This is a genomic window from Asanoa sp. WMMD1127, from assembly GCF_029626225.1.
GTDB lineage: Bacteria > Actinomycetota > Actinomycetes > Mycobacteriales > Micromonosporaceae > Asanoa.
Map to the genome: position 1 here is coordinate 5665502 of NZ_JARUBP010000001.1, position 22648 is coordinate 5688149.

At 72.8% G+C, this 22648-nt stretch carries 19 protein-coding genes; 4 read left to right on the forward strand and 15 right to left on the reverse strand.

What is annotated here, in order from left to right; genetic code table 11:
• Positions 1–98 precede the first annotated feature (98 nt).
• Positions 99–1124, forward strand: coding sequence for a substrate-binding domain-containing protein (locus tag O7635_RS27010; RefSeq protein ID WP_278083285.1), 1026 nt, complete (start codon positions 99–101; stop codon positions 1122–1124).
• A gap of 7 nt (positions 1125–1131) precedes the next feature.
• Here the strand turns inward: O7635_RS27010 and O7635_RS27015 are convergent, their stop codons facing one another.
• The 5 genes from O7635_RS27015 to O7635_RS27035 form a co-directional block, all read right to left on the reverse strand.
• On the reverse strand, positions 1132–2016 hold the full coding sequence (locus O7635_RS27015) for a fructosamine kinase family protein (protein ID WP_278083286.1): 885 nt from the start codon (positions 2014–2016) through the stop codon (positions 1132–1134).
• 24 nt (positions 2017–2040) lie between these two features.
• Positions 2041–2895, reverse strand: coding sequence for a carbohydrate ABC transporter permease (locus O7635_RS27020; protein WP_278083287.1), 855 nt, complete (start codon positions 2893–2895; stop codon positions 2041–2043).
• Positions 2892–3755 (reverse strand): sugar ABC transporter permease, encoded by an 864-nt coding sequence (locus tag O7635_RS27025; protein ID WP_278083288.1) that lies wholly within the window; start codon positions 3753–3755, stop codon positions 2892–2894. Before O7635_RS27025 ends, O7635_RS27020 begins: the two co-directional genes overlap by 4 nt.
• A 58-nt stretch (positions 3756–3813) precedes the next feature.
• Positions 3814–5139 carry an extracellular solute-binding protein gene (locus O7635_RS27030; protein ID WP_278083289.1) on the reverse strand — a complete coding sequence of 442 codons (1326 nt, stop codon included), beginning with the start codon at positions 5137–5139 and terminating at the stop codon, positions 3814–3816.
• Positions 5140–5237: 98 nt separating this feature from the next.
• The gene (locus O7635_RS27035) at positions 5238–8039 is read right to left on the reverse strand and encodes a family 78 glycoside hydrolase catalytic domain (RefSeq protein WP_278083290.1); all 2802 of its coding nucleotides are present in this window, start codon (positions 8037–8039) and stop codon (positions 5238–5240) included.
• A gap of 181 nt (positions 8040–8220) precedes the next feature.
• Between O7635_RS27035 and O7635_RS27040 the strand changes: the two genes are divergently transcribed.
• Both O7635_RS27040 and O7635_RS27045 read left to right on the forward strand, forming a co-directional pair.
• The gene (locus O7635_RS27040) at positions 8221–10440 is read left to right on the forward strand and encodes a glycoside hydrolase family 3 C-terminal domain-containing protein (RefSeq protein ID WP_278083291.1); all 2220 of its coding nucleotides are present in this window, start codon (positions 8221–8223) and stop codon (positions 10438–10440) included.
• Positions 10437–12779 (forward strand): glycoside hydrolase family 3 C-terminal domain-containing protein, encoded by a 2343-nt coding sequence (locus O7635_RS27045; RefSeq protein WP_278083292.1) that lies wholly within the window; start codon positions 10437–10439, stop codon positions 12777–12779. The genes O7635_RS27040 and O7635_RS27045 overlap by 4 nt, the downstream gene beginning before the upstream one ends.
• On the opposite strand, the gene O7635_RS27050 is transcribed toward O7635_RS27045, so the two are convergent.
• The 4 genes from O7635_RS27050 to O7635_RS27065 are packed head-to-tail and all read right to left on the reverse strand — an operon-like array spanning position 12776 to position 15213.
• Positions 12776–13411 carry a class I SAM-dependent methyltransferase gene (locus tag O7635_RS27050; protein WP_278083293.1) on the reverse strand — a complete coding sequence of 212 codons (636 nt, stop codon included), beginning with the start codon at positions 13409–13411 and terminating at the stop codon, positions 12776–12778. The two genes, O7635_RS27045 and O7635_RS27050, sit on opposite strands and share 4 nt — an antisense overlap.
• Positions 13412–13425: 14 nt before the next feature.
• Complete coding sequence (locus O7635_RS27055) at positions 13426–14247, reverse strand: endonuclease/exonuclease/phosphatase family protein (protein ID WP_278083294.1); 822 nt, start codon at positions 14245–14247, stop codon at positions 13426–13428.
• Positions 14244–14723 carry a DUF2231 domain-containing protein gene (locus O7635_RS27060; protein ID WP_278083295.1) on the reverse strand — a complete coding sequence of 160 codons (480 nt, stop codon included), beginning with the start codon at positions 14721–14723 and terminating at the stop codon, positions 14244–14246. The genes O7635_RS27055 and O7635_RS27060 overlap by 4 nt, the downstream gene beginning before the upstream one ends.
• A 46-nt stretch (positions 14724–14769) precedes the next feature.
• Complete coding sequence (locus O7635_RS27065; protein ID WP_278083296.1) at positions 14770–15213, reverse strand: SRPBCC family protein; 444 nt, start codon at positions 15211–15213, stop codon at positions 14770–14772.
• A gap of 67 nt (positions 15214–15280) precedes the next feature.
• Between O7635_RS27065 and O7635_RS27070 the strand changes: the two genes are divergently transcribed.
• The gene (locus O7635_RS27070; RefSeq protein ID WP_278083297.1) at positions 15281–16909 is read left to right on the forward strand and encodes an NAD(P)/FAD-dependent oxidoreductase; all 1629 of its coding nucleotides are present in this window, start codon (positions 15281–15283) and stop codon (positions 16907–16909) included.
• On the opposite strand, the gene O7635_RS27075 is transcribed toward O7635_RS27070, so the two are convergent.
• From O7635_RS27075 to O7635_RS27100, 6 genes are read right to left on the reverse strand one after another with little or no spacing between them, the layout of a single operon-like run.
• Complete coding sequence (locus O7635_RS27075; RefSeq protein WP_278083298.1) at positions 16875–17903, reverse strand: NAD-dependent epimerase/dehydratase family protein; 1029 nt, start codon at positions 17901–17903, stop codon at positions 16875–16877. The genes O7635_RS27070 and O7635_RS27075 overlap by 35 nt on opposite strands.
• A 38-nt stretch (positions 17904–17941) precedes the next feature.
• Entirely contained in the window at positions 17942–18937 is a 996-nt protein-coding gene (locus O7635_RS27080) for a branched-chain amino acid ABC transporter permease (RefSeq protein WP_278083299.1), read from the reverse strand.
• Positions 18934–19815 carry a branched-chain amino acid ABC transporter permease gene (locus O7635_RS27085; RefSeq protein ID WP_278083300.1) on the reverse strand — a complete coding sequence of 294 codons (882 nt, stop codon included), beginning with the start codon at positions 19813–19815 and terminating at the stop codon, positions 18934–18936. The genes O7635_RS27080 and O7635_RS27085 overlap by 4 nt, the downstream gene beginning before the upstream one ends.
• The gene (locus O7635_RS27090) at positions 19812–21056 is read right to left on the reverse strand and encodes an ABC transporter substrate-binding protein (protein ID WP_278083301.1); all 1245 of its coding nucleotides are present in this window, start codon (positions 21054–21056) and stop codon (positions 19812–19814) included. Before O7635_RS27090 ends, O7635_RS27085 begins: the two co-directional genes overlap by 4 nt.
• 21 nt (positions 21057–21077) lie before the next feature.
• Positions 21078–21770, reverse strand: a complete 693-nt coding sequence (locus O7635_RS27095; protein WP_278083302.1) for an ABC transporter ATP-binding protein — start codon at positions 21768–21770, stop codon at positions 21078–21080.
• Complete coding sequence (locus O7635_RS27100; protein WP_278083303.1) at positions 21757–22515, reverse strand: ABC transporter ATP-binding protein; 759 nt, start codon at positions 22513–22515, stop codon at positions 21757–21759. Before O7635_RS27100 ends, O7635_RS27095 begins: the two co-directional genes overlap by 14 nt.
• Positions 22516–22648 lie beyond the last annotated feature (133 nt).

The window sequence follows — 22648 nt, forward strand, 5'->3', positions numbered from 1 at the left end:
CCCCTGAAACGTTTCAGGTTCGGCATCGAAGATATCCGTCATCCGGCGGGGGAGTCAAGGTATGAGACGTTTCAGTGGATCGCGTACGCTGATCGACCATGGCGGCGAGCATCAAAGAGGTCGCGCAACGGGCCGGGGTGTCCCTCGGCACGGTGAGCAACGTGCTCAACCGCCCCGACATCGTCTCGCCGCAGACCCGCAAGCGGGTCCAGGAGGCGATCGAGGAGCTCGGCTTCGTCCGCAACGACTCGGCGCGCCAGCTCCGGGCCGGCCGCAGCCGCACCGTCGCCATCGTGGTGCTCGACGTGTCGAACCCGTTCTTCACCGACGTGGTCCGCGGCGCGGAGTCGATCGTCGAAGCCGGCGGCGGCATGGTGGTGGTCTGCAACAGCGGCGGCGACATGGCCCGCGAGCACCGGCACCTGGAGGTGCTCGAGGAGCAGCGGGTCCAGGGCATCCTGGTCACCCCGGTCAGCGACGGCCGCCAGCCCCGCCTCGACCGCATCGTCAGTCGCGGCATCCCCGTGGTCCTGGTCGACCGCGGCGCCGGCCTGGCCAACCAGTGCTCGGTCGCCGTCGACGACGTGCTCGGCGGCCGCATCGCCGCTGCCCACCTGGCCGAGCGCGGCCACCGCCGGATCGCCTTCGTCGGCGGCCCGTTGGGCCTGCGCCAGGTCACCGACCGCCGGGCCGGCGCGGAGGCGGCGCTGTCCGAACAGGGCCTGCCGGCGCCGCTGGTGGTGGAGACGCCGGTCCTGTCGGTCTCGGCCGGTCGCCAGGCCGCCGACGAGATCGTCGCCCTGCCGTCGGCCCGCCGCCCGACGGCCATCTTCTGCGCCAACGACCTGGTGGCCCTGGGCGTGCTGCAGGCGTTGACCGCCCACGGGCTGCGCGTGCCCGACGACGTCGCCCTGGTCGGCTACGACGACATCGAGTTCGCGGCCGGCGCGGCGGTGCCGCTGTCGTCGGTGCGCCAGCCCCGCGAGCAGTTGGGCCGCACGGCGGCGCAGCTGCTGCTGGAGGAGTCCACGGACCCGGACCACCACGAGCACCGCCACGTGGTCTTCCAGCCGGAGCTGGCCATCCGCCAGTCCAGCGAACGCAAACGCCGCCGCACCCGCTAGACCGCGCTCAGGTGCGGGGTCGGAACGGGGCGAGGGTGGCGCGGATCTGGTCGGCGGCGCCCCAGTCGTCGTCGAACTGGGCCAGCACGGCGAGGTGTTGCCGCAGTTGGACGATCGGCATGCGGGCGCGCCAGTCGTCGTCGAGGGCGGTCAGCTCCGCGTAGACCGCGAAGAACCGGTGCGCCTCCGGCGGCGGCGCGGTGGTCCACACGTGGGCGAGGTCCACCTCGGCCCACATGTAGGAGACCGCCGGGTCGATCAGGGCGGGGCGCCCGTCCGCGGTGGCCAGGACGTTCTGGGCCCACAGGTCGCCGTGGGTCAGGCAGGCCGGTCGGTCCGGTAGCAGGTCGGGCAGCCGGTCACACAACCGTTCCAGCGCCGCGCGGTCGGTGGCGTCGAGCGCCGCCTCGACGCGGGGTTCGCCGAGCCACCGGAGCAGCCGGTGCGTGGCGAAGAACCGGAACCCGTCGGCGTCCCAGGTGTTGACCTGCCGGCGGCGGCCGAGCCAGTTGTCACGGTGCCAGCCGAAGCGGGGATGGGTGATGGTCAGGTGCAGGCGGGCGAGCGCATGGGCGAGTTGCTCCCAGAACGCCTCGCTGCGCGGCCGGGGTCGCAGCATGGACAGCACGAGCAGTTCCCGATCGGCGAGGACCACCTCGGGCGTCGCCACGCCGCCTCGGTCGCGCAGGACGGCCAGCCCTTCGGCCTCCGCGGCGAACACGTCGTCGGCCGGCGGGTCCGCGAAGGCCTTGACGAACACGGGCGGCGCGTCGCGGCGGGTGGCGATGCCCGCGAGCGCCGCGAGCCCGCCCGCCGCCGGCCGGACCGCGACGACGTCGCGCAGCCCCGCCCGGTGGGTGCGCTCCAACAGGAAGGTCGCCGACGGTGACACGAGAAGGTTGCTCCTTTCCGCTCCTCAGCCTTTGATCGCGCCGGCGGTCATTCCCTCGACGATGCGGCGGTTGAAGAACATGAACATGATCAGGGGCGGAATCGTGATGAGGAGGATGTTCATGAACAGCAGGTTGTACTGCGACGTGAACTGGCTCGAGAAGTTGTAGAGCGTCAGCTGGACGGTCGCGTTCTGCTCGCCGGGCAGGAAGTAGAGCGGGTTGACGAAGTCGTTGAAGACCGTGACCGACTGCACGACGATCACCGTGATCGCGACCGAGCGCAGCAGCGGGAAGATGACCCGGAAGAACAACCGGAAGGGCGACGCGCCGTCGATGATGGCGGCCTCGTCGAGCTCGCGGGGGATCCTGGCGATGAACGCGCGGAACAGCAGGATCGCGAACGAGATGCCGAACGCCACCTCGACCAGGATCAGGCCGGGCATCGTGCGGAACAGGCCCAGTCTCTGGAGCACCCAGATGGTGGGTACGACGGCCGGCGGGATGATGAGGCCCGACAGCACCAGGAAGTTGATGAGCACGTTCCAGCGGGACTTCCTGCGCTGCAACACATAGGCGACCATCGCGGCCAGCACCACCATGATGGCCACGCTCGCGACCGTCAGGATCGTGCTGTTGATGAACGCGATGATGAGCATGTAGTCACGGGCCTTTACCACGTCCATGAAGTTCTGCACGACCTGGAAGTTCTCGGGCCAGGAGAAGTCCAGCAGCGCGGCCTGTTGCCGGTCCTTGACCGCGGTCAGGAGGATGAACGCGAACGGCACCAGGAAGACCACCATGGACAGCAGAATGGCCACGCCGCTGAGCCAGTAGTTCCGGCGGCGCGGGCGGCGACGGGTGGCGGCGGTCGCGGTCACAGCTCGACCTCCTTGCGCGACAGGAACCAGTACAGCGGCAGGACGATGGCGGTGACCACCAGGAACAGGATCACGTTGCCCGCGGTGGAGAGGCCGTAGAAGCCGGCCTGGTACTGCTTGTAGATGACCGACGCGATGACGTCGGAGGTGAAGCCCGGGCCGCCCCGCGTCATCGCCCAGATGAGGTCGAACGAGCGCAGGCCGCCGATCAGCGACAGGATGACGACCGTCACCGTGGCGGGTCGGGCCAGCGGCAGGATGATGCGGAAGAAGCTGGCCGTGGAGCTGGCGCCGTCGACGCGGGCGGCCTCGAAGTACTCCTGCGGGATCGAGACGATGCCGGCGATGTAGATGAGGGTCGCCAGCCCGACGCCCTTCCAGACGTCGACCAGCGCCACCGACAGCAGCGCGTAGTCCGGATCCGTGAGCCAGCCCGGCCCGGAGATGCCGAGCACGCCGAGCGACTCGTTGATGAGGCCGCGCTCGGGGTTCATCAGCACCGTGAACGTCAGGCCCACGCCGATCGTGCTGACGAGCACCGGGAAGAAGACCACCGAGCGCAGGTAGCCGCGGCCGATGATCTGCGAGGTGAGCAGCACGGCCAGCAGCATCCCGAGGACCACCTTGAGGCCCGAGGTGACCACCGCGTAGACCAGCGTGTGCGTCAGGCCGGAGACCAGCGCGGGCTCGCGGAAGAAGTTCACGAAGTTCTCGAAGCCGATGAAGTGCGAGTCGAAGATGGTCCAGCGGGTGAGGCTGAAGTAGAACGACGCGAACGTCGGCACGAGGAACAGCACGCCGTAGATGAGCGCGGCGGGCAGATAGAACCAGGACGGGTACGGGCTGCGTCGCGTCGTCATCGCACGGCCTCTCGTACGTGGGCGCCGCGGCCCCGGACAGGGGCCGCGGCGGCCATCTCTACCAGCCCGGCAACCCGAGCTGCTGGGCCTGCTTCTCGACGTCCCGGTCGTACAGCGTGGCGCCGTCGGCCGCCTTGCGGATGCCGGAACCGACCTCCACGCAGATCTGCTCGAGCGAGGGACCCTTCACCGGCGACAGGAACTCCAACGCCAGGCTGGACCCGCCCTGCCGGTCGATGTAGGGCTGCATGTCCTTGATCGACTGCGGCACGTCGGAGGGCAGCGTACATCCCTTGACCGCGAACGGGCCGGTCGGCGGCGAGGCCTTGGCCTGCGAGGCGCAGCCGTCGGGGCTCGCGATGAAGGCCAGCAGCTTCTTGGCCGCGTCGAGCTTGGCGCCGCTCGTCGAGGTCGGGATGTAGGCGCCGCCCGGCGCCCAGACGGTCAGGCCGTTGGTGGCGGCGTCGTCGCCGGGGAGGGCGAACAGGCCGACGTCGTCGACCTTGTCGGCGTTGTTGATGGCGATGTTGGCGACGGCCGCGGTCAGCATCGGGTAGTGCGCGCCCTCACCGAGCGCGATCATCCGCTGGCCGTCCTCGTATTTCGCCGACGCGAAGTCCTTGTTGAGGTAGCCGGCGTCGTGCACCTCCTGCAGGTGCTGGAAGCCCTTCAGCGCCGCAGGGGAGGTGGCGTACTTGACCTGGTTCTTGGTGTATTTGTCGGCGAACGACGGGTCGGCGGCCGAGACGTTGTGGAAGTCGCCGAGGATGAACAGCTGCGAGGTCCAGGTCTCCTGGTAGGTCTGGATGACCGGGGCGACCTTGCCGGCGGCCTTGATCTTCGCGTTGTTGGCCATGAACTCGGCCCAGGTCTTGGGCACCTGCAGGCCGAGGTCCTCGTAGACCTTGCGGTTGTAGAGCACCGCGCCGCCCATGAACGTGCCGAACGGCGCGCCGAACACCTTGCCGCCGCTGGACACCGTGGTCTTGAAGTTGTCGTCGAGCTGGCCGACGTAGGGCTGGTCGTCGAGCGCGACCAGGTTCTGCTCGGGCTTGAGGGCCTGGAACAGCGAGCCGGAGTTGTAGAAGAAGACGTCGCTCATGTCGCCGGTGGACAGCCGGGTCTTGACGATGTTGTCGCCCTCGGTGCCCTGCGGCCGGGTCTCGACCTTGACGGTGATGTCCGGGTTCTTCGCGCCGAAGTCCTTGACGACCTGCTCGGCCGTCTTCACGGTGGCTTCGGCGTTGTCGACCAGGAGCGAGATGGCGGTCTTGCCGCCTTCCTCGCTGGAGCCGAGGCTCCCGGCACTGCACGCGGTGAGCGCCACGGCGCTCGCCACGGCGGCCGCGAACGCACCCAGGCGCCGCGGCGGGACGTCGAACATGGCCGTACCTCCTATGTGGTTGTGGTGTATGAATCGTTTCAGTGAAAGTAACCAGACCTTAACGGGAGCATCCATCGCGGTCAACCCCCGCATGCCGCTCAGCCGAGCAGCGCCACCAGCCGCGCACGGAACGTCTCGGCCTGCGGCGCGAGCCCGGCCGGGGCCAGCGCCTCGGCGATCTCCCGCGCCGGCGCGTCGAGGTAGGCCAGGGTCCGCGCGGCCGCGTCGCGGTCGTCGTGCGTGACGTCGAGCTCCGCCGCCAGCGCCACCACCGAGGCCCACGTCGGCTCGTGGTCGAGCACGTCGCGCACGGTCGGGTCGCCGGGCATGGCGGGAACGCTCGGGTACGGGTCGGCGCAGTCGAACTCGTGGCTGCCGTGGCCGACCTCGACCGGGTCGCTGCCGTCCGGCAGGTGCACGGTCGCCGTGCTGCCCACCGGCACCCGCACCGACAGGGCGAACCGGCCGCCGGCCCGGGTCCAGGAGACCGCGGCCTCGCCGTAGGGAGTGAGGTGGCGGGCGGCGGCCGAGGTCAGCACCGGGCCGGGCAGCGGGCGCACGACCAGGCTCCGGTAGCCCGGCGCGGCCGGCGCGAGCCCCGCGACCGTGCGGTGCAGCCAGTCCGCGACGGCCCCGAGCGCGTAGTGGTTGAACGAGGTCATCTCGCCCGGGTTGATCCGGCCGTCCGGGAGCATGCTGTCCCACCGTTCCCAGACCGTCGTCGCGCCCATCGTGACCGCGTAGAGCCACGACGGCACGCCGGTCTGCAGCAGCAGCCGGTGCGCCACGTCGCCCGCGCCCGCCGAGGTCAGCGCGTCCGCGATCAGCGGCGTGCCGACGAAGCCCGTGCTGATCCGGAAGCCGGAGGTACGCACGAGGTCGGCCAGCCGGCGGCCGGCGCCGGCCCGCTCCCGCTCGCCGGGCAGCAGCGCCCACTCGAGCGCGAGCGCGTAGACCGTCTGGGCGTCGCTGATCACGCGACCGCCGGCGGTGACGTACTCACGGGCGAAGGCGTCCCGGGTACGCGCGGCCAGGTCGGCGTAGTGCGCTCGCGTGTCCTCGTCGCCCAGCACGGCGGCGGCCGACGCGACGATCTCGGCCGAGCGGGCCAGGTGCGCGGTCGCGATGACGTCCGGGTCGGCCTTCGCGGCGGCCGGGGCCTCCGGCGGGGCGGTCGGGTCGAGCCAGTCGCCGAACTGGAAACCGCCGGTCCACAGGCAGTCCTTGCCGGCGAGCGCGGCCATCCGGTCGACCCACGCCCGCATGCTGGGCAGCTGGGTCGCGAGGATGCCGGCGTCGCCGGTGCGCTGGTAGACCACCCAGGGCACGACGGTCGCCGCGTCCCCCCAGGCGGCCGCGGCCGCGCGCTCGGTGTGCAGCACGTCCGGGACGACGAACGGCACGGAGCCGTCGGGGTACTGCTCGGCCGCGAGGTCGGCCAGCCAGGTGGTGAGGAAGCCGGCCGCGTCGAACAGGAACGTCGCCGTCGGCGCGAACACCTGGATGTCGCCGGTCCAGCCGAGCCGCTCGTCGCGCTGCGGGCAGTCGGTGGGCACGTCGAGGAAGTTGCCGCGGGCGCTCCACACCACGTTGTCGTGGAACCGGTTGAGCAGCGGGTGCGACGACTCGAACCAGCCCGTGCGGCGCAGGTCGGTGCCGACGACGACCGCCTCGACGTCGTCCGCGCGCAGGTCGGCCACCCCGCTGACCTCGGCGTAGCGGAAGCCGTGGAAGGTGAAGACCGGCTCCAGCGTGACCTCGTCGGGACCGGCCAGGACGTACGCGTCGGTGGCCTTGGCGGTCTTGAGCGGGCGCACGCCGAGCTCGCCGTCCTCGAGCACCTCGGCGTGCCGGACCGTCACCTCGCTGCCGGCGGCCAGCCCGCGGGCGCGCAGCCGGACCCAGCCGACCAGGTTCTGGCCGAAGTCGACCAGCGTGCGGCCGGACGGCGAGGTGGTGACCGCGACCGCCGGCAGCACCTCGGTGACCCGCACCGGCGGACCCTCGGGCGCGACGAGCCGGCCCAGGTCGGCGTCGAGCACGTCGACGGGGTCGGTCGTCTCGGCCGGTCGGGCCGGGCGGCGCAGGTCGGTGCGCTGGCCGTCGTAGTTGTCGTCGGCGACGATGTCCGTCTCGCCGGCCGCCCAGCTCTCGTCGGTGGCCAGCCGGTGGGTCCGCCCGTCGGCGGTGGTCACCTCGAGCTGGGCCAGCAGGGCGAGGCGGTCGCCGTAGAGGGCGCGGCCGCCGCGGAAGCCGAGCCGGCCGCGGAACCAGCCGTTGCCGAGCGCCACGTCGAGCGTGTTGGCCCCGGACCGGACCAGCTCGGTCACGTCGTGCGCCCGGTAGCGCAGCCGGTGGGGATAGCTCGTCCAGCCCGGGGCGAGCTCGTCGTCGCCTACCCGCTCGCCGTTGAGCTCGGCGCGGTGCAGGCCGTGGCTGGTCACGTAGAGCCGGGCTTTGGTGACCTCGCCGGGCACGTCGAGCCGGCCGCGCAGCAGCGGCGCGGGCGCGCCCGGGGCGCCGAGCGTGCGCGGGCTGACGAACCGGGCGGTCCAGTCGGCCGGGTCGAACAGGCCGCCCTCGGCCCGCGCCGGTGGGCTCCAGTCGGTCCAGTCCCCGCCGGCGTCGCGGACCCGGACGCGGACCGTGACCCGCTGGCGCGAGGCGATCGGGGCGGCCGGCCACGGGACCAGGACCTGCTCGGCCGACTCGACCAGGTGGGTCGTGGGCGATCCATCGTCGACGGTGATCTCGAGCTCGTAGGCGGCGGCCGTGAAGCCGGCCGGCGCGTGGGGGATCTGCCAGGAGAGGCGGGGGGTGCGGCTCGGCACGGCGAGGACGGCGCCGGCGTCGGTGCGGTGGTCGAACCGGACGGGGGTGGGGGCGGCGGGGCGGACCATCGTTGCTCCCAAGATCTCTCGTGAATCGATTCAAGAATGCCCATCCTCGGCGCGCCGCCGCGGTCCGTCAACCCCCGAGGTTCGCCGAGCCGGTGGGGTTGACCCATCGAGCGATGTGGTTCTAGCCTGGCGGGCGCATTGAATCGTTCAAAGCCGCACCGTCCCTCCGGGAGGCTGACCGATGCATCTCCGACCCACCGCGCGCCGCCTCGCCCTCGCGCTGGCCGCCGTCCTCGCGCTGCCCGCGGCGCAACTCGTGCCCGCGCCGGCGGCCGCCGACACCGACTGCGCCCGGGTCCCGTGGATGAACACCCACAGGTCGCCGGAGCAGCGGGCCCGCGCCCTGCTCGCGGCCTCGACGCTCGACCAGAGGCTGCGCTGGCTCGACGAGCAGTCCGCCAACAACCCCGCGCAGACGACGTTCACCACCGCGCGGCCCCGCGAGGTGCCGCCCGACCAGTTCACCCCGGTCACGTTCACGATGCCGGCGCAGGTGCCCTGCACGCCGACGATCCAGTACACCGACGCGCCGTCGGCCATCGCCGGCGCCGGGGCGGGCGTCACGGTGTTCCCCGCCAACGTCTCGCTGTCGGCGTCGTGGGACACCGCGCTGGCCCGCGCGAAGGGCGTCGCCATGGGCCACGAGGCCTGGCGCAAGCAGCGCAACGTGCTGCTGGGCCCGGGCATCGCCAGCGGGCGGGACCCGCGCAGCGGCCGCACCTCGGAGTATCTCGGCGAGGACCCGGTGCTCTCCGGCCTCATGGCCGCCGCCTACAGCCGGGGCGTGGGCGCCAACCCGGCCGAGCCGGTGGAGTCGGTGCTCAAGCACTTCGTGGCCAACGAGCAGGAGATCGACCGCAACAACAGCTCGTCCAACGTGGACGGCCGCACGCTGCGGGAGATCTACACCCTGCCCTACGAGATCGCGATCGACCGCGGCGACGTCGGCGGCGTGATGTGCTCCTACAACCAGGTCAACCACGCCTGGGCCTGCGGGAGCCGCCAGCTGCTGGACCGGATCCTCAAGCGGGAGATCGGCTTCGACGGCTGGACGGTCAGCGACTTCGGCGCCCGCCACTCGCTGGCCGACGACCCGCCGTCGCTGCGGGCCGGCCTCGACCAGGAGCTCAACGCCTGGCGCTACTGGACGCCGATGGCCATCAAGGACCTGATCGCCCAGGGGACGCTGCGGGTCGCCGACGTCGACGAGGCCGCCTACCGGATCGTCCGGGCGCACATCGCCGCCGGGCTGTTCGACGTGCCGCGGATCGCCGCGCCCGACGCGGACGTCTCGACGCCGGCCAGCGTGGCGCTGGCGAAGACCCTGGCCGAACGCGGGGCGGTGCTGCTCAAGAACGACGGCGCGTTGCCGCTGGCCGCGAGCGCGCGGCGGATCGCGGTGATCGGCCCGACCGCAGCCAACACCCCGGCCACCGGCGACGTCGACGCGTCCAGCGTCTGCCTGCACACCGCGCCCAACATCCCGTGCACGGCCGCCGCGCCGCTCGACGCGATCACCGCCCGGGCGCCCGGAACGGTCGCCTACGCCGACGGCAGCGACGTGGCCGCCGCGGTGGCGACCGCGGCCGCGGCCGACGTGGCGGTGGTGTTCGGCTACTACCAGGAGGGCGAGTTCGCCGACCGGCCGAACATCGCGCTCGACGGCAACGGCGACGCGCTGATCGAAGCGGTCGCGGCGGCCAACCCGAACACCGTGGTCGTGCTGCAGACCGGCGGCCCGGTCACCATGCCGTGGCTCGACGACGTCAAGGGCGTGCTCGAGGTCTGGTACGCCGGCGAGCAGGTCGGCCCGGCGACCGCCGCCCTGCTCTTCGGCGACGCGGCGCCGAGCGGCAAGCTGACCCACTCGTTCCCGCGCAGCGAGGCCGACCTGCCGACCGCCGGCCACCCCGACCGCTACCCGGGCGTGTTCGTCGACGGCTCGACCGTGCGCCAGGTCGACTACAGCGAGGGACTCGAGGTCGGCTACCGCTGGTACGCCGCGCAGGGTGTCGCCCCGCTGTTCCCGTTCGGCCACGGGCTGACGTACACCTCGTTCGCCTATCGCGATCTGCGGGTCGAGAGCGGGCGCGACGGGTTGCGGGTGCGGTTCCGGCTGACCAACACCGGGCAGCGGGCCGGCACCGAGACCGCACAGGCCTATGTGGAGCTTCCCGCCGCGGCCGGGGAACCGGCGAAGCGGCTGCTCGGCTGGCAGCGGGTCACCCTCGCGCCCGGCCGCTCCACCACCGTCGAGATCCGGCTCAGCGCGGCCGACCTGGCCGACCTGCACCTGCTGCAGCACTGGGACGGCCGGTGGACCACCGCGAAGGGGCGCTACACGGTCACCGTCGGCGGGTCGTTCGACACCGCGCTCAGCGACCGGTTCACTCTCCGGTGACGGACCTCGACCTGCGCGCCAAGGTGCGCCTGCTGACCGGCGCGAGCGTGTTCACGCTCGCGCCGGAGCCGGCCGTCGGCCTCCACGAGGTGCGCCTGTCGGACGGACCCACCGGCGTACGCGGCCTGACCTTCTCCGGCGGTCCGGTGGTCTCGCTGTTTCCCAACGCCACCCTGCTCGCCGCCGCCTGGAGCGAGGACGTGGCGCACGAGGTGGGCCGGCTGCTCGCCGAGGAGGCGATGGCGCAGCGGATCCACGTCGTGCTCGGTCCGACGATCAACCTGCACCGGTCGCCGCTGGGCGGTCGGCTGTTCGAGGCGTACTCCGAGGATCCGCTGCTGACCGGCAGGCTGGCGGCGGCGTACGTGCGGGGCATGCAGGCCAACGGCGTCGCCGCCTGCCTCAAGCACCTGGTCGCCAACGAGTCCGAGACCGACCGGACGACCGTCGACAGCGTGGTCGACGAGGCGACGCTGCGCGAGGTCTACCTGCTGCCGTTCGAGATCGCCGTGGCGGAGGCCGACGCGTGGTCGGTGATGGCCGCCTACAACGACGTCAACGGTGTGCCCGCGACCGAGCAGCACCACGTGATCAACGAGATTCTCAAGGGGGAGTGGGGCTGGACCGGCCTGGTCGTCTCCGACTGGTTCGCCACCAAGAGCGCCGCCCCGGCCGCGAACGGCGGCCTCGACCTGGTGATGCCCGGGCCGGACGGGCCGTGGGGCGACGCGCTCGTGGCGGCCGTCGGGTCCGGCGCCGTCGCCGAGTCGGTGGTCAACGACCACGTGGCCCGGCTGCTCCGGCTGGCCGACCGGGTGGGCGCGCTCGGCACGCCGCGGGCCTGGCCCGCCGACCTGCCGGCGCCCGACAGCCCGACCCGGCGGGAGCAGCTGACCCGGCTGGCGGCGGCCGGGATGACGGTGCTGACCAACCGGGCGGGCGCGCTGCCGCTGCGGCGTGGCGAGACGGTCGCGCTGGTCGGGCGGCACGCGCTCGAGACCATCGGCATGGGTGGCGGGTCGGCCCAGGTCAACCCGCCGCACCAGGTCAGTGTCACGGACGGGCTGACCGCGCTGCTGGGCACCGCCGTGACCGTTACCGACGGCGTCGAGGTGCGGTCGCGGCCGGTGCCGGCGCGGCCGGACTTTCTGACCGACCTGCGCTTCACGTTGCGCGCGGGCGACGGTTCGGTGCTCGACACCCGGGGCGGCGCCGCCACCGTGGTCGGCTTCGACGACGGACTCGCCGGGCGGGTCGCGACGATCGACGTCGAGGGCCGGTTCACCGCCGGTGGCCCGGTCGAGGTGGGCGGGATCGGCGCGGGGTCCTGGCGGTTGCGGGCGGGCACCGCGTCGGTGGCACACGACCTCGCGGTGCCCGCCGGCGGTTTCGGCGCGGAGATCCTCGCGCCGCCGGCCGGGACCAGCGTGGTCACGGTGGCGCCCGGCGACGTGCTGTCAGGGTCGGTCACCCTGCCGGCGGGCCACGGCCCGCTCAGCGGGGTCGGCCGCTACGCAGTGGTGGCCCGACCGGCGCCGCGGGACGCCGACGAGGTGATCGCCGCCGCGGCGGCCGCCGGCGCCGCCGCCGACGTGGCCGTGGTCGTCGTCGGGCTCACCGAGGAGGAGGAGACCGAGGCGGTCGACAAGCACACCCTGCGCCTGCCGGGCCGCCAGGACGACCTGGTGAGCGCCGTCGCCGCCGCGGCACGGCGGACGGTGGTGGTGGTCAACGCCGCGACACCGGTGCTCATGCCGTGGCGGGACGAGGTCGACGCGATCCTCTGGGTCGGGCTGCCGGGTCAGGAGGGCGGGCACGCCGTCGCGGCGGCCCTGCTCGGCGACGTCGAGCCGGCCGGCCGGCTCGTCACCACGTTTCCCGCCGCCGACGGCGCGAGCCCGGCGTGGTCGGTGACGCCCGTCGACGGCAAGCTGCCCTACACCGAAGGCACGTTCGTCGGCTATCGCGGCCACCACGCGGGCCGGGCGTCGGAGCCGGCGTTCTGGTTCGGGCACGGCCTCGGCTACGGCGCGTGGGCCTACGCCGACGCCGCCTGGTCCGGCGACGCGCTCACCGTCAGCGTCACCAACACCGGCGGGCGGGCCGGCCGGGAGGTCGTGCAGGTCTACTTCGCACCGTCCGAACAGGACCAGCCGGTGCGGCTGGTCGGCTGGCAGGCGGTGGAGGCCGCGCCGGGCGAGTCGGTGACGGTCACGGTCACCGGCGACCGCCGGCTCTGGCGGCGCTGGGCCGGCGACGGCTGGGCCACCCTTTCCGGCTCGGGCCGGCTGCTGGTGGCCCGGGGCCTCGGCGACGTGCGGGCCGCGATCGAGGTCTAGCGGCGGCCGATCACCACGCCGGCGGGCAGGGGGTCGTCGGGTTCGAGGAGGAGCTCGGCCTCGACCGTGAAGTCGGCCGCGCGCAGCCAGTCGCTCACGCGGGCGAGGGGGCGGCGGAACACCATGACGTTCATCGGGTGGCCGCCGTACCCCTCGGTCTTGTGCGTCTGCTTGTCACCCACGTGGAAGCCGAGCAGGACCGGGCCGCCGGGGCGCAGGACGCGATGGAACTCGCCCAGGATCCCGGGCATGGCGTCGTCGGGCACGTGCACCGTGGACCAGAACGACAGCACCCCGGCCACGGACGCGTCCCCGAGCTGGAGACCGGTCATCGTGCCGACCTCGAAGCGCAACCCTGGATGCTCCCGCCGGGCCGCGTCGACCATCCCGGGGGAGAGGTCGACGCCGAACGCGTCGACGCCCAGGCCGGCGAGGTGCGCGGTGACGTGACCCGGCCCGCACCCGACGTCGGCCACCGGCCCGCCGCCGCCCTGGGACACCAGGTCGGCGAAGAGCGCGAGCACGCCGCTGATGTAGGGCACGCCGACGAGCGAGTCGCGCATCCGCTCGGCGTAGCTCGCCGCCACGGTGTCGTAGGAGGTCCGCGTGTCCGCTATCCAGGTGTCCGTCACCGGGACAGGGTAGGTCAGAGATCCACTGCGGCGAGGTCCGCGTACACGCCGAAGTGGTCGGTCGCCCACACCCCGCCCACCGGCTGGTTGAACGCCAGGCCGACGTCGCGGACCGCGAGGCTCGGGCCGTGGTCGCCGCACCGGACCAGCACGTAGTCGATCCGCCGGCCGCGATCCAGGCCCGGTTCGTCGACGGCGGTCAGCGGGTTGCGCGGATCGAACGTCCAACCGTGGGCGCCGCCGCGGCAGCTCTCCCAGGCGTCGCGGTAGGCCACGCTGAGACCGTCGAGCGACTGCCGGCCTGACCAGAACCGCATGCTCGCGGTCTCGGGTTCGGCGTTGAAGTCGCCGCCGACCACGACGTGGGCGGGTCCGTCGCCGACGAACTCCTCGATCGCGCGGGCGGCCGCGACCGCCTGGAGCTCCCGTTCCGCCTCCGCCCACCACGGCCACGACGGGCCGTGGTCGACCAGGACGACCCGGCCCAGCGGGGCGGGTGCCCGCACCTCGACCAGCAGCGTCCCGCACGAGTAGGCGCCCGTGCGGGGCGTCAGGTGCAGGTCCACCTCGTGCACCCGCTCCACCGGCCAGCGGCTGGCGATCGACACGCCGTGGTGCCGCCCGTCGCCCACCAGGCCGCGCGTCTGGTGCACGACCTGGTAGCCGTTGTCGAGCAGGTCCGCGAGCTGGTCGCCGGCGTCGTCGACGATCGCCTCCTGTGCGGCCACCAGGTCCGGCGAGAGCTCGCGCAGGCCGGCGGCGAGCACGTCGCGGCGGCGGTCCCAGTCGCCGTGCCGCGCCCACAGGTTGAGGCTGAGCACCCGCAGCTGCGTCAAGTGCGCGCCGCCGTCGAGGGTGGGGCGTCGGCGTGGGCGTCCGGGTCGACGCCGATGCCGAGCCGGTCGACCAGCTCGCCGCCGAGCCAGGCGGCGCTGCCGGCGATCGCCACCGCGAGCACCTCGAGCACGAAGGCGAACGCGCCGGCCTCGTGGCCCTCCTCGCCGACCCGCAGCAGCCAGGCGACCAGGAACAGCACCAGGACGACGGCGTTCAGCAGGCCGTGCAGCCGGCCGACGCGCTTCGCCCGGGTGCCGGCCGGGATCTTGGTCCAGTCGGCGAAGCCGGTCGCGCCGGCCAGGACCCCGCCGATCAGGCCGACGGTGATCGTCCAGAAGCCGACCTCGCCGAAGACGGCGTTGTCACCGATCAGCTGGACGAGGTCGAAGATCGTGCCCGTGACGAACAGCGCCGCCGGGAACATGACGAGCATGGGGTGGACGGGGTGGCCCAGCGCCCGGATCCGTGCGTGCATCGCGACCCTCCTTGAGTCGCGGTGCGCGTACCCGCATCGAGGGGCGTCAAACCGGGTCGCGATGGACCGCGATGTCGCTCAGCCGGCGCAGCGCCTCGTGGTTGCGGGGCTTGAGCATGACCGACTGGATCGCGTCGGGGAGCAGCCGGGGCATGCCCGAGACGATCTCCTCGGACATCGTGACCACGGTGGACGACGCCGAGACCGGTTGCAGGGTCAGCCGGACGATCGCCTTGCCGACCGGCCACATCTTGGCGTCGAGCTCGATCAGGCGGTCGGGCTCCACCGCGCGTACGGTCGTCTGGTCGTCGATCTGCACCGGCCAGGGGCCGAGCCGGTGGTGGATGCGGCTGCCCACGGCGGGCCAGGCGGCGTCGACGTCGCGGATGTGCGCCGCGCCGACGACCCAGCTCGCATAGCTCCACCCGTCGGCGAGCACCGCGAAGATGCGCTCGGGGGTGGTGTCGATGACCAGACGCGTCTCGCTCACGAGTGGTCTCCTTCCCCCCGCAGACCTCGGCAAACCCGTCATCAGATTACGTATCGCGCCGCCGGGAATGGGTAGGTTCGGGGGCAGGAACCGAGCGGGAGGCGGCGGTACGGTGCGAACGGTTGACGCGGTGGTCATCGGGGCCGGACACAACGGGCTGGTGGCCGCCAACCTGCTGGCGGACGCCGGCTGGGAGGTGCTGGTCCTCGAGGCGACCGGCACCGCGGGGGGAGCGGTGCGCACGGCCGACCTGACCGCGCCCGGTTTCCACCACGACGTCTACAGCGCCTTCTATCCCCTCGGCGCCGCCTCGCCGGTGCTGCGGAACCTCGACCTCGAGTCGTACGGCCTGGCCTGGCGGCACGCCCCGGCCGTGCTCGCGCACCTGTTCCCCGACGACCGGGTCGCCGTGCTCCACCGCGACCCGGAGCGGACGGCCGACTCGCTGGCCGCCTTCGACCCGCGCGACCGGCCGGCCTGGCTCGCCGAGGTGGCCAGGTGGCAGCGGATCGGCGCGCCGTTCCTCGACGCGATCCTGCGCCCCTTCCCGCCGGTGCGGGCCGGCCTGCGGCTGGGGTTCAAGCTCGGCGTCGCCGACGGGCTCGACTTCGCGCGCCTGTCGGTGCTGCCGGTCCACGAGTTCGGCCGCGAGATGTTCCACGGGGAGGGCGCCAAGCTGCTGTTCGCCGGCAACGCCCTGCACACCGACCTGGGCCCCGAGCAGGCCGGCAGCGCCGTCTACGGGTGGCTGCTGGCGATGCTCGGCCAGGACATCGGCTTCCCCGTGCCGGTCGGCGGCGCGGCCCGGCTGGTCGAGGCGCTGCTGCGGCGGCTGGCCGAGCGCGGCGGCGCCGTGGAATATGGCCGGCCGGTGTCGCGCGTGCTGCACGCCCGGTCGACCGCGGTCGGTGTCGAGGACGTGCACGGCGAGCGCGTCCGGGCCCGCCGTGCGGTGCTGGCCGACGTGCCGGCGCCGGCGCTCTACGAGAAGCTGGTCGGCCTCGACGCGCTGCCGTCGTCGTTCGTCGGTCACCTGCGGCGCTTCCAGTGGGACAACAGCACCATAAAGGTGGACTGGGCGCTGTCGGCGCCGGTGCCGTGGAACGCGGCGGAGGCGCGCGGCGCGGGCACCATCCACGTCGGAGACATGTCGAAACTGAGCGCCTACAGCGCCGCCCTGGCCCGGCGCGAGGTTCCCGACGACCCGTTCGTCCTGGTCGGACAGATGACGACGAGCGACCCCAGCCGGTCGCCGGCGGGCACGGAGTCGCTGTGGGCCTACACCCACGTGCCGCAGGCGGCCGCCGGCGACGCGACCCGCATGGCGGCGCAGGCCGAGAAGATGGAAGAGGTCATCGAGCGGCACGCGCCGGGCTTCCGCGCCTCGATCCTGGCCCGCCACGTGCAGCTGCCGGGCGACCTGGAGGAGGGCGACCCGAGCCTGTTCGGCGGCGCCATCAACGGCGGCACCGCGGCGCTGCACCAGCAGCTCTTCTTCCGGCCGGTGCCGGGCCTCGGGCGCGCCGACACGCCGATCGACCGGCTCTACCTCGCCGGGTCGTCGGCCCATCCGGGCGGCGGCGTGCACGGTGGGCCGGGCTCCAACGCGGCACACGCGGCGCTGGCCCGCAACGGGCTGGGCGGATCGGCGTACGCGTCGCTCATCGGCGCTCTCCATCGCCGGCTCTATCGCTGAGCGGTGCCAGCGGCGGGCTGGCGGCGCCGGCCCCGCGGGCGGCGGCGCGGCGGGTGGCGAGCACGGTCAGCCGCGCGTCGTGGGCGGGGCGCCAGCCGAGCTCGGCGCGGGCCCGGGCGCAGTCGAGCAGCGGCGTGTCCATGACGAGGTCCAGCCAGGATCCGTCGAGGGGCTGCAGCCGCAGGCACCAGCTCGCGTCCATGGCGGTGCGGAGGGCGGCGCGGGGGACGGCGAGGTGGCGGCCGCCGAGGAGCCGGGCCAGCACGGACGGGGTGATCGGCGGTTCGTCGGCGGCGTTGAAGGCGCCGGTCGCGCGGGCCAGGATCGCCCGGCCTGCCAGGCTCGCGACGTCGTCGGCCGCGACGACCTGTACGGCCGCGTCGCGCGGCAGGGGCAGCAGCGGCACGCGTCCGCGTACGACCCGGACGAGGGGCGCCGCCCGGCCGGCGATCATGGTGACGATCTCGCTGGCCGCCGCCGGCTGCACCACCGCGGGCGGCCGGATGCGGGTCACCCGGAGCCCGTCGGCCTCGACCTCGTCGAGCCGGTCCTCGACGTCGACCTTGTCGCGGCTGTAGGCGGAGGTCGCGATGCCCCGGCGCGGCCACTCCTCGGTGACCGGGGTGCGCTGCCGGTGCGGCGAATAGACGGCGGCGGAGGAGAGGTGCACGAGGTGCGGCACCCGGGCGCGCACGACGGCATCCACGAGGTTGCGGGACCCGACGCGGTTGGTCCGCGCGTGCGCGGGCCGGTGGTGGGCGGGGACGATGTCCCAGGCGAGATGCACGACGGCGGCGGCGCCGTGCACGATCTGGGCCAGGTCGCCGGCGGTCCGCAGATCCCGCTCGAACCAGCGCACCCTGTCGTACGGCGCGTCGGCGGGCGGCCGGCGGCGCGCGAGGCCGACGATCTCCGTCACCTCGGCCCGCCGCGCCAACCAGCGCACCAGCGCCGTCCCGATGTTGCCGCTCGCCCCCGTCACCGCTACCCGCATAGCGCGAAAATGCCCCGAAACGGGCGGCATACACCCGCCTAGGTTCTCGGCGTGCGGCGGGCGCGGCGGCGCAGGAGGTCGGCGGCCGTGCCCCAGATGCCGCGGCGGAAGACCAGGACCACGACGACGAAGAGGCCGCCGGTGACCAGGCCGACCGCTTCGAAGCCCGAGAACGACAGCCAGTCCTCCAGGCGCACCAGCAGGCCCGCACCCAGCACGCCGCCCCAGAGGGTGCCGATGCCGCCGAGGACGACCATCACCACCGCCTTGCCGGAGGTGGTCCAGTGCAGCGTGTCGAGGGTGACGAAACGGTGCGCCATCGCGAACAGGCCGCCGCCGAGGCCGGCCAGGAACGCGGAGAGCACGAAAGCCAGCAGCTTGTAGCGGTGGACCGGATAGCCGAGCGCCCGCGCCCGCGCCGGATTGTCACGGATGCCGACCAGCACCCGGCCGAACGGCGAGTTGACGATCCGCCAGGCCGCCCAGAGACCGAGGGCCACGATCGGCAGGGCCGCGTAGTAGAAGTAGTACGCGTCGGTCAGGTCGAGCCCGAACAGCTCGCGCGGAACGCTCTGCAGCCCGTTCTCGCCACCGGTCAGGCCGCGCCGGTTGTTGGCGATGTAGTAGATCATTTGCGCGAAGGCCAGCGTCACCATCGCGAAGTAGATGCCGGTCCGGCGCACGGCGAGATAGCCGATCGGCACCGCCAGCGCGGCGGCGAGCAGGGCGCCGGCGAGCACCGCCACCGGGAACGGCACGCCGAGATGGATCGCGACGAGCCCACTGGCGTACGCGGAGGTGCCCCAGAACGCGGCGTGCCCGAACGAGAGCAGTCCCGTGTAGCCCAGCAGCAGGTCCACCGCGACCGCGAACAGCGCCCAGCACAACATGTCGACCGCGACCGCCGGGTAGAGCCCGTTGGGCAACCAGAGCGCGACCGCCAGGCCGGCCACCAGCAGCACCCACCGCAACCAGCGCGGCGCCCCGACCGCCGCCCTTAACAGGGACGGCGCGGGCTTCGTCACCACGCTCATGCCGGTGCCTCCTCGCGCCCGAACAGCCCGGCGGGGCGCCACAGGAGCACCACCGCCATGATGACGAAGACCGAGGTCTGCGCGACGATCGGCCACTGGTCCAGATAGGACTCGCCCCAGGCCTGCACCAGCCCGATGCCGAAGCCGGCCGCGACCGAGCCGAAGATCGAGCCGAGCCCGCCGATCACCACGACCGCGAAGACCACGATGACGAGGTCGGCGCCCATCAGCGGGTTGACGGCCCGCATCGGCGCGGCCAGCACCCCGGCCACGCCGGCCAGCGCGATCCCGAAGCCGAACACCGGCGTCACCCACCGGCCGACGTCGATGCCGAGCGCCCGGGTCAGCTCCGGCCGCTCGGTGGCGGCCCGCACCACCATGCCGACGCGGGTGTGGCCGAGCAGCCACCAGACGGCGACGCAGGCGACGGCGGCGAAGGCGAGCACGAACACGCGGTACGCCGGGAAGTCGAACAGTCCGAAGTCGACGGTTCCGGTGAGCCCGGCCGGCGTGCCGTAAGGGCTCGACGTCGTGCCGTACCGCAGCTTGACCAGATCCTGCAGCACCAGCGTCAGGCCGAAGGTGAGCAGGAAGTTGTAGAGCGGGTCGAGGCGGGCCAGCGGGTGCACCAGCGTGCGCTCGACGGCCATCCCCGCCAGCCCGAGCACCAGCGGCACGACGAGCAGCGCCCACCAGAACGGGATGCCGAACTCGGTCAGCAGCAGGTAGGTGCCGACCGCGCCGAGCATGTAGAAGGCGCCGTGCGCGAAGTTGACGACCCGCAGCATGCCGAAGATGACGGACAGGCCGAGGGCGAGCAGGGCGAGGAACGCCCCGCTCACCAGGCCGTCGAACGTGTGCTGGAGGAAAGAACTCATAGCTTGCAGTCGGGCGACGGGGTACGGAACGCCTCGGCCGCCGGGATGGTCTTGAGGATCTTGACGTAGTCCCACTCCTCCGTCACCTCGGCCGCCGGCTTGACCTGGGCCAGGTAGGCGTCGTGGATGACCCGGTGGTCCTCCGCCCGGATCTTGCCGTTGCGCAGGAAGACGTCGTTGATCTCCTTGCCCTCCAGCTGCTTGACCACCGCGTCGGCGTCGTCGGTGCCGGCCGCCTGGACCGCCTCGAGATATTGGAGCGCCGCCGAGTAGTTGGCCGCGTGGGCGAAGGTGGGCCGCGAGCCGGTCTCCTTGAGGAAGCGGTCGGCGAAGGCCCGGTTCTCGGCGTCGAAGTTCCAGTACCAGGCGTCGGTGTAGGTGGTGCCGGCCAGCGCCGCCGGGGTCAGCGAGTGGATGTCGGTGAGGAACATCAGGCCGACCGACAGCCCGACGCCCTTCTCCCGCAGCTTGAACTCGTTGTACTGCTTGACCAGGTTGACCAGGTCGCCGCCGGCCTGCATGGTGCCGAGCACGTCCGGCTTCGGGTTGAGTGTCGGCGCCTTCAGCAGGAACGTCGAGAAGTTGTCGTTGGGGAACGGCGTCGCGTCCTTGCCGACGATCGTGCCGCCGGCCCCGGTCACCGCGGTCGAGAAGCTCTTCTCCATGTCCTGCCCGAACGCGTAGTTCGGGTAGACGATGTACCAGTTCTTCGCGCCCTCCTGGGTCACCGTCTTGCCGGTGCCGTTGGCCAGCATGTACGTGTCGTACGCGTAGTGGAACGTGTACTTGTTGCACGACTTGCCGGTCAGGTCCGTGGTGGCGCCCGTGATGTTGAAGTAGAGCTTCTTCTTCTCCTTGGCGACGTCGGCCACCTTGAGCGCCGCCGACGAGGTGGGCACGTCGAGGATGGCGTCGACGCCCAGCCGGTCGTACATCTCGGCGGCCTTGGTGTTGGCCACGTCCGGCTTGTTCTGGTGGTCGGCGCTGGCCACCGTGATGTCCTGGGTGATCGCGTCGCCACTGTGCTTCGACTTGAAGTCGGCGATGGCCATCTCGACGGCCTTCACCGAGTTGGTGCCGGACAGGGCGAGGTAGACGCCCGACTGGTCGTTGAGCACACCGAGCACGATCTTGTCGCCGGACAGCTTGCTATCCGAGGACCCCTGCGGTCCGCCGCCACCGCAGCCCGTCACTAGAAGCGCGAACGCGGCCGCGGCCGCCACACCGGCACGTCTATCCATTGCGGAGCCTCCACTGTGTAGTCAGATGCCCAGGTACGTGAGCAGCTCGCCTTCGCGCTCGCGTACCTCGTCGTTGCGGAGCGTCTCGACCATCCGGCCCTCCGCGAGGAGGTGATGGCGGTCGGCGACGCCGGTGGCGAAGCGCAGGTTCTGCTCGACGAGCAGCACCGCGACGCCCTGGTCGCGGACCTGGCGCAGGATGTCGCCCACCCGGGCGACCAGCAGCGGCGATAGCCCTTCGGTCGGCTCGTCGCAGAGCAGCACCCGTGCGCCCATCCGCAGCACCCGGGCCAGCGCGAGCATCTGCTGCTCGCCGCCGGAGAGCTGGGTGGCGGCGGAGGCGCGGCGCTCGCGCAGCACGGGGAAGGTCTCGTAGACGCGGTCCAGCGACCACGGGTCCGGGCCGACCGCCGGCGGCAGCGTGAGGTTCTCGGTGACGGAGAGCGAGGCGTACGCGCCGCGATCGTCGGGCACCCAGCCCAGCCCGAGCCGGGCCCGGCGGTGGGCGGCCAGGGGTCGCAGGTCGCGGCCGTCGAGCGTGACCGTGCCGCTCTGGCCGGGGTGCAGGCCCATCACGCAGCGCAGCAGGGTGGACTTGCCGGCGCCGTTGCGGCCGACGAGCGTGACCACCTCGCCCGGCGCCACGCTCAGCGCGACGTCGCGCAGCACGGTGGCCTCGCCGTACCAGGCGCGCAGGCCCTCAATGCGCAGCATCGGCCGCTCCCAGGTAGGCGGTGATCACGCGTTCGTCGGCGCGGACCTCGTCGTAGGGCCCCTCGGCGAGCACCCGGCCGGCCTGCAGCACGGTGACCCGGTCGGCGAGGCGGCCGACCACGCTCATGTTGTGCTCGACCAGCACCACCGTGCGGCCTTCGCGGATCCGGCCGACCAGCTCGACGGTGCGGTCGACGTCTTCGAGGCCCATGCCGGCGGTCGGCTCGTCGAGCAGCAGGACCCGCGGGTCGAGGGCCAGCGCCAGGGCCAGTTCGAGGGCGCGCTTGCGGCCGTACGGCAGGGCGTCCGACGCGACCTCGGCCAGCTCCTCGAGGCCGACCATGGCCAGCAGCTCGTCGGCCCGCTCCCGGAACCGGCCGAGCAGCTTGGCGGAGCGCCAGAACCGCCAGCCGAGCCGGGTGGTGCCCTGCAGGGCCAACTCGACGTGCTCCCGGGCGGAGAGCATCGGGAACAGGCTGGTGATCTGGAACGAGCGGGCCACCCCGAGGCCGGCGATCCGCTCCGGCGGCAGGCCAGTGATGTCGTGGCCGGCTACCTCGATCCGCCCGGAGGTGGGTCGCAGGAACCCGGTCAGCAGGTTGAACAGCGTCGTCTTGCCCGCGCCGTTGGGGCCGACCAGCGCGTGGACGGTGCCGGCCGCCACCGCGAGGTCCACGCCGTCGACCGCCCTGAAACCCCGGAAGTCGCGGGTCAGGCCGTGGGTGGCGAGCACCGTCTCCGCCATTCGCGCCTCCCGTCCCTGTAGCCTGCGTCACACCCCCGCGACGCATTCCGGAAACTTACGAGCGGATGAGTGCCCGTCGATATGTCGACCGGCCACATAAAGCGACCCAGTTCGATGTGTGCTGGTGGTGGGG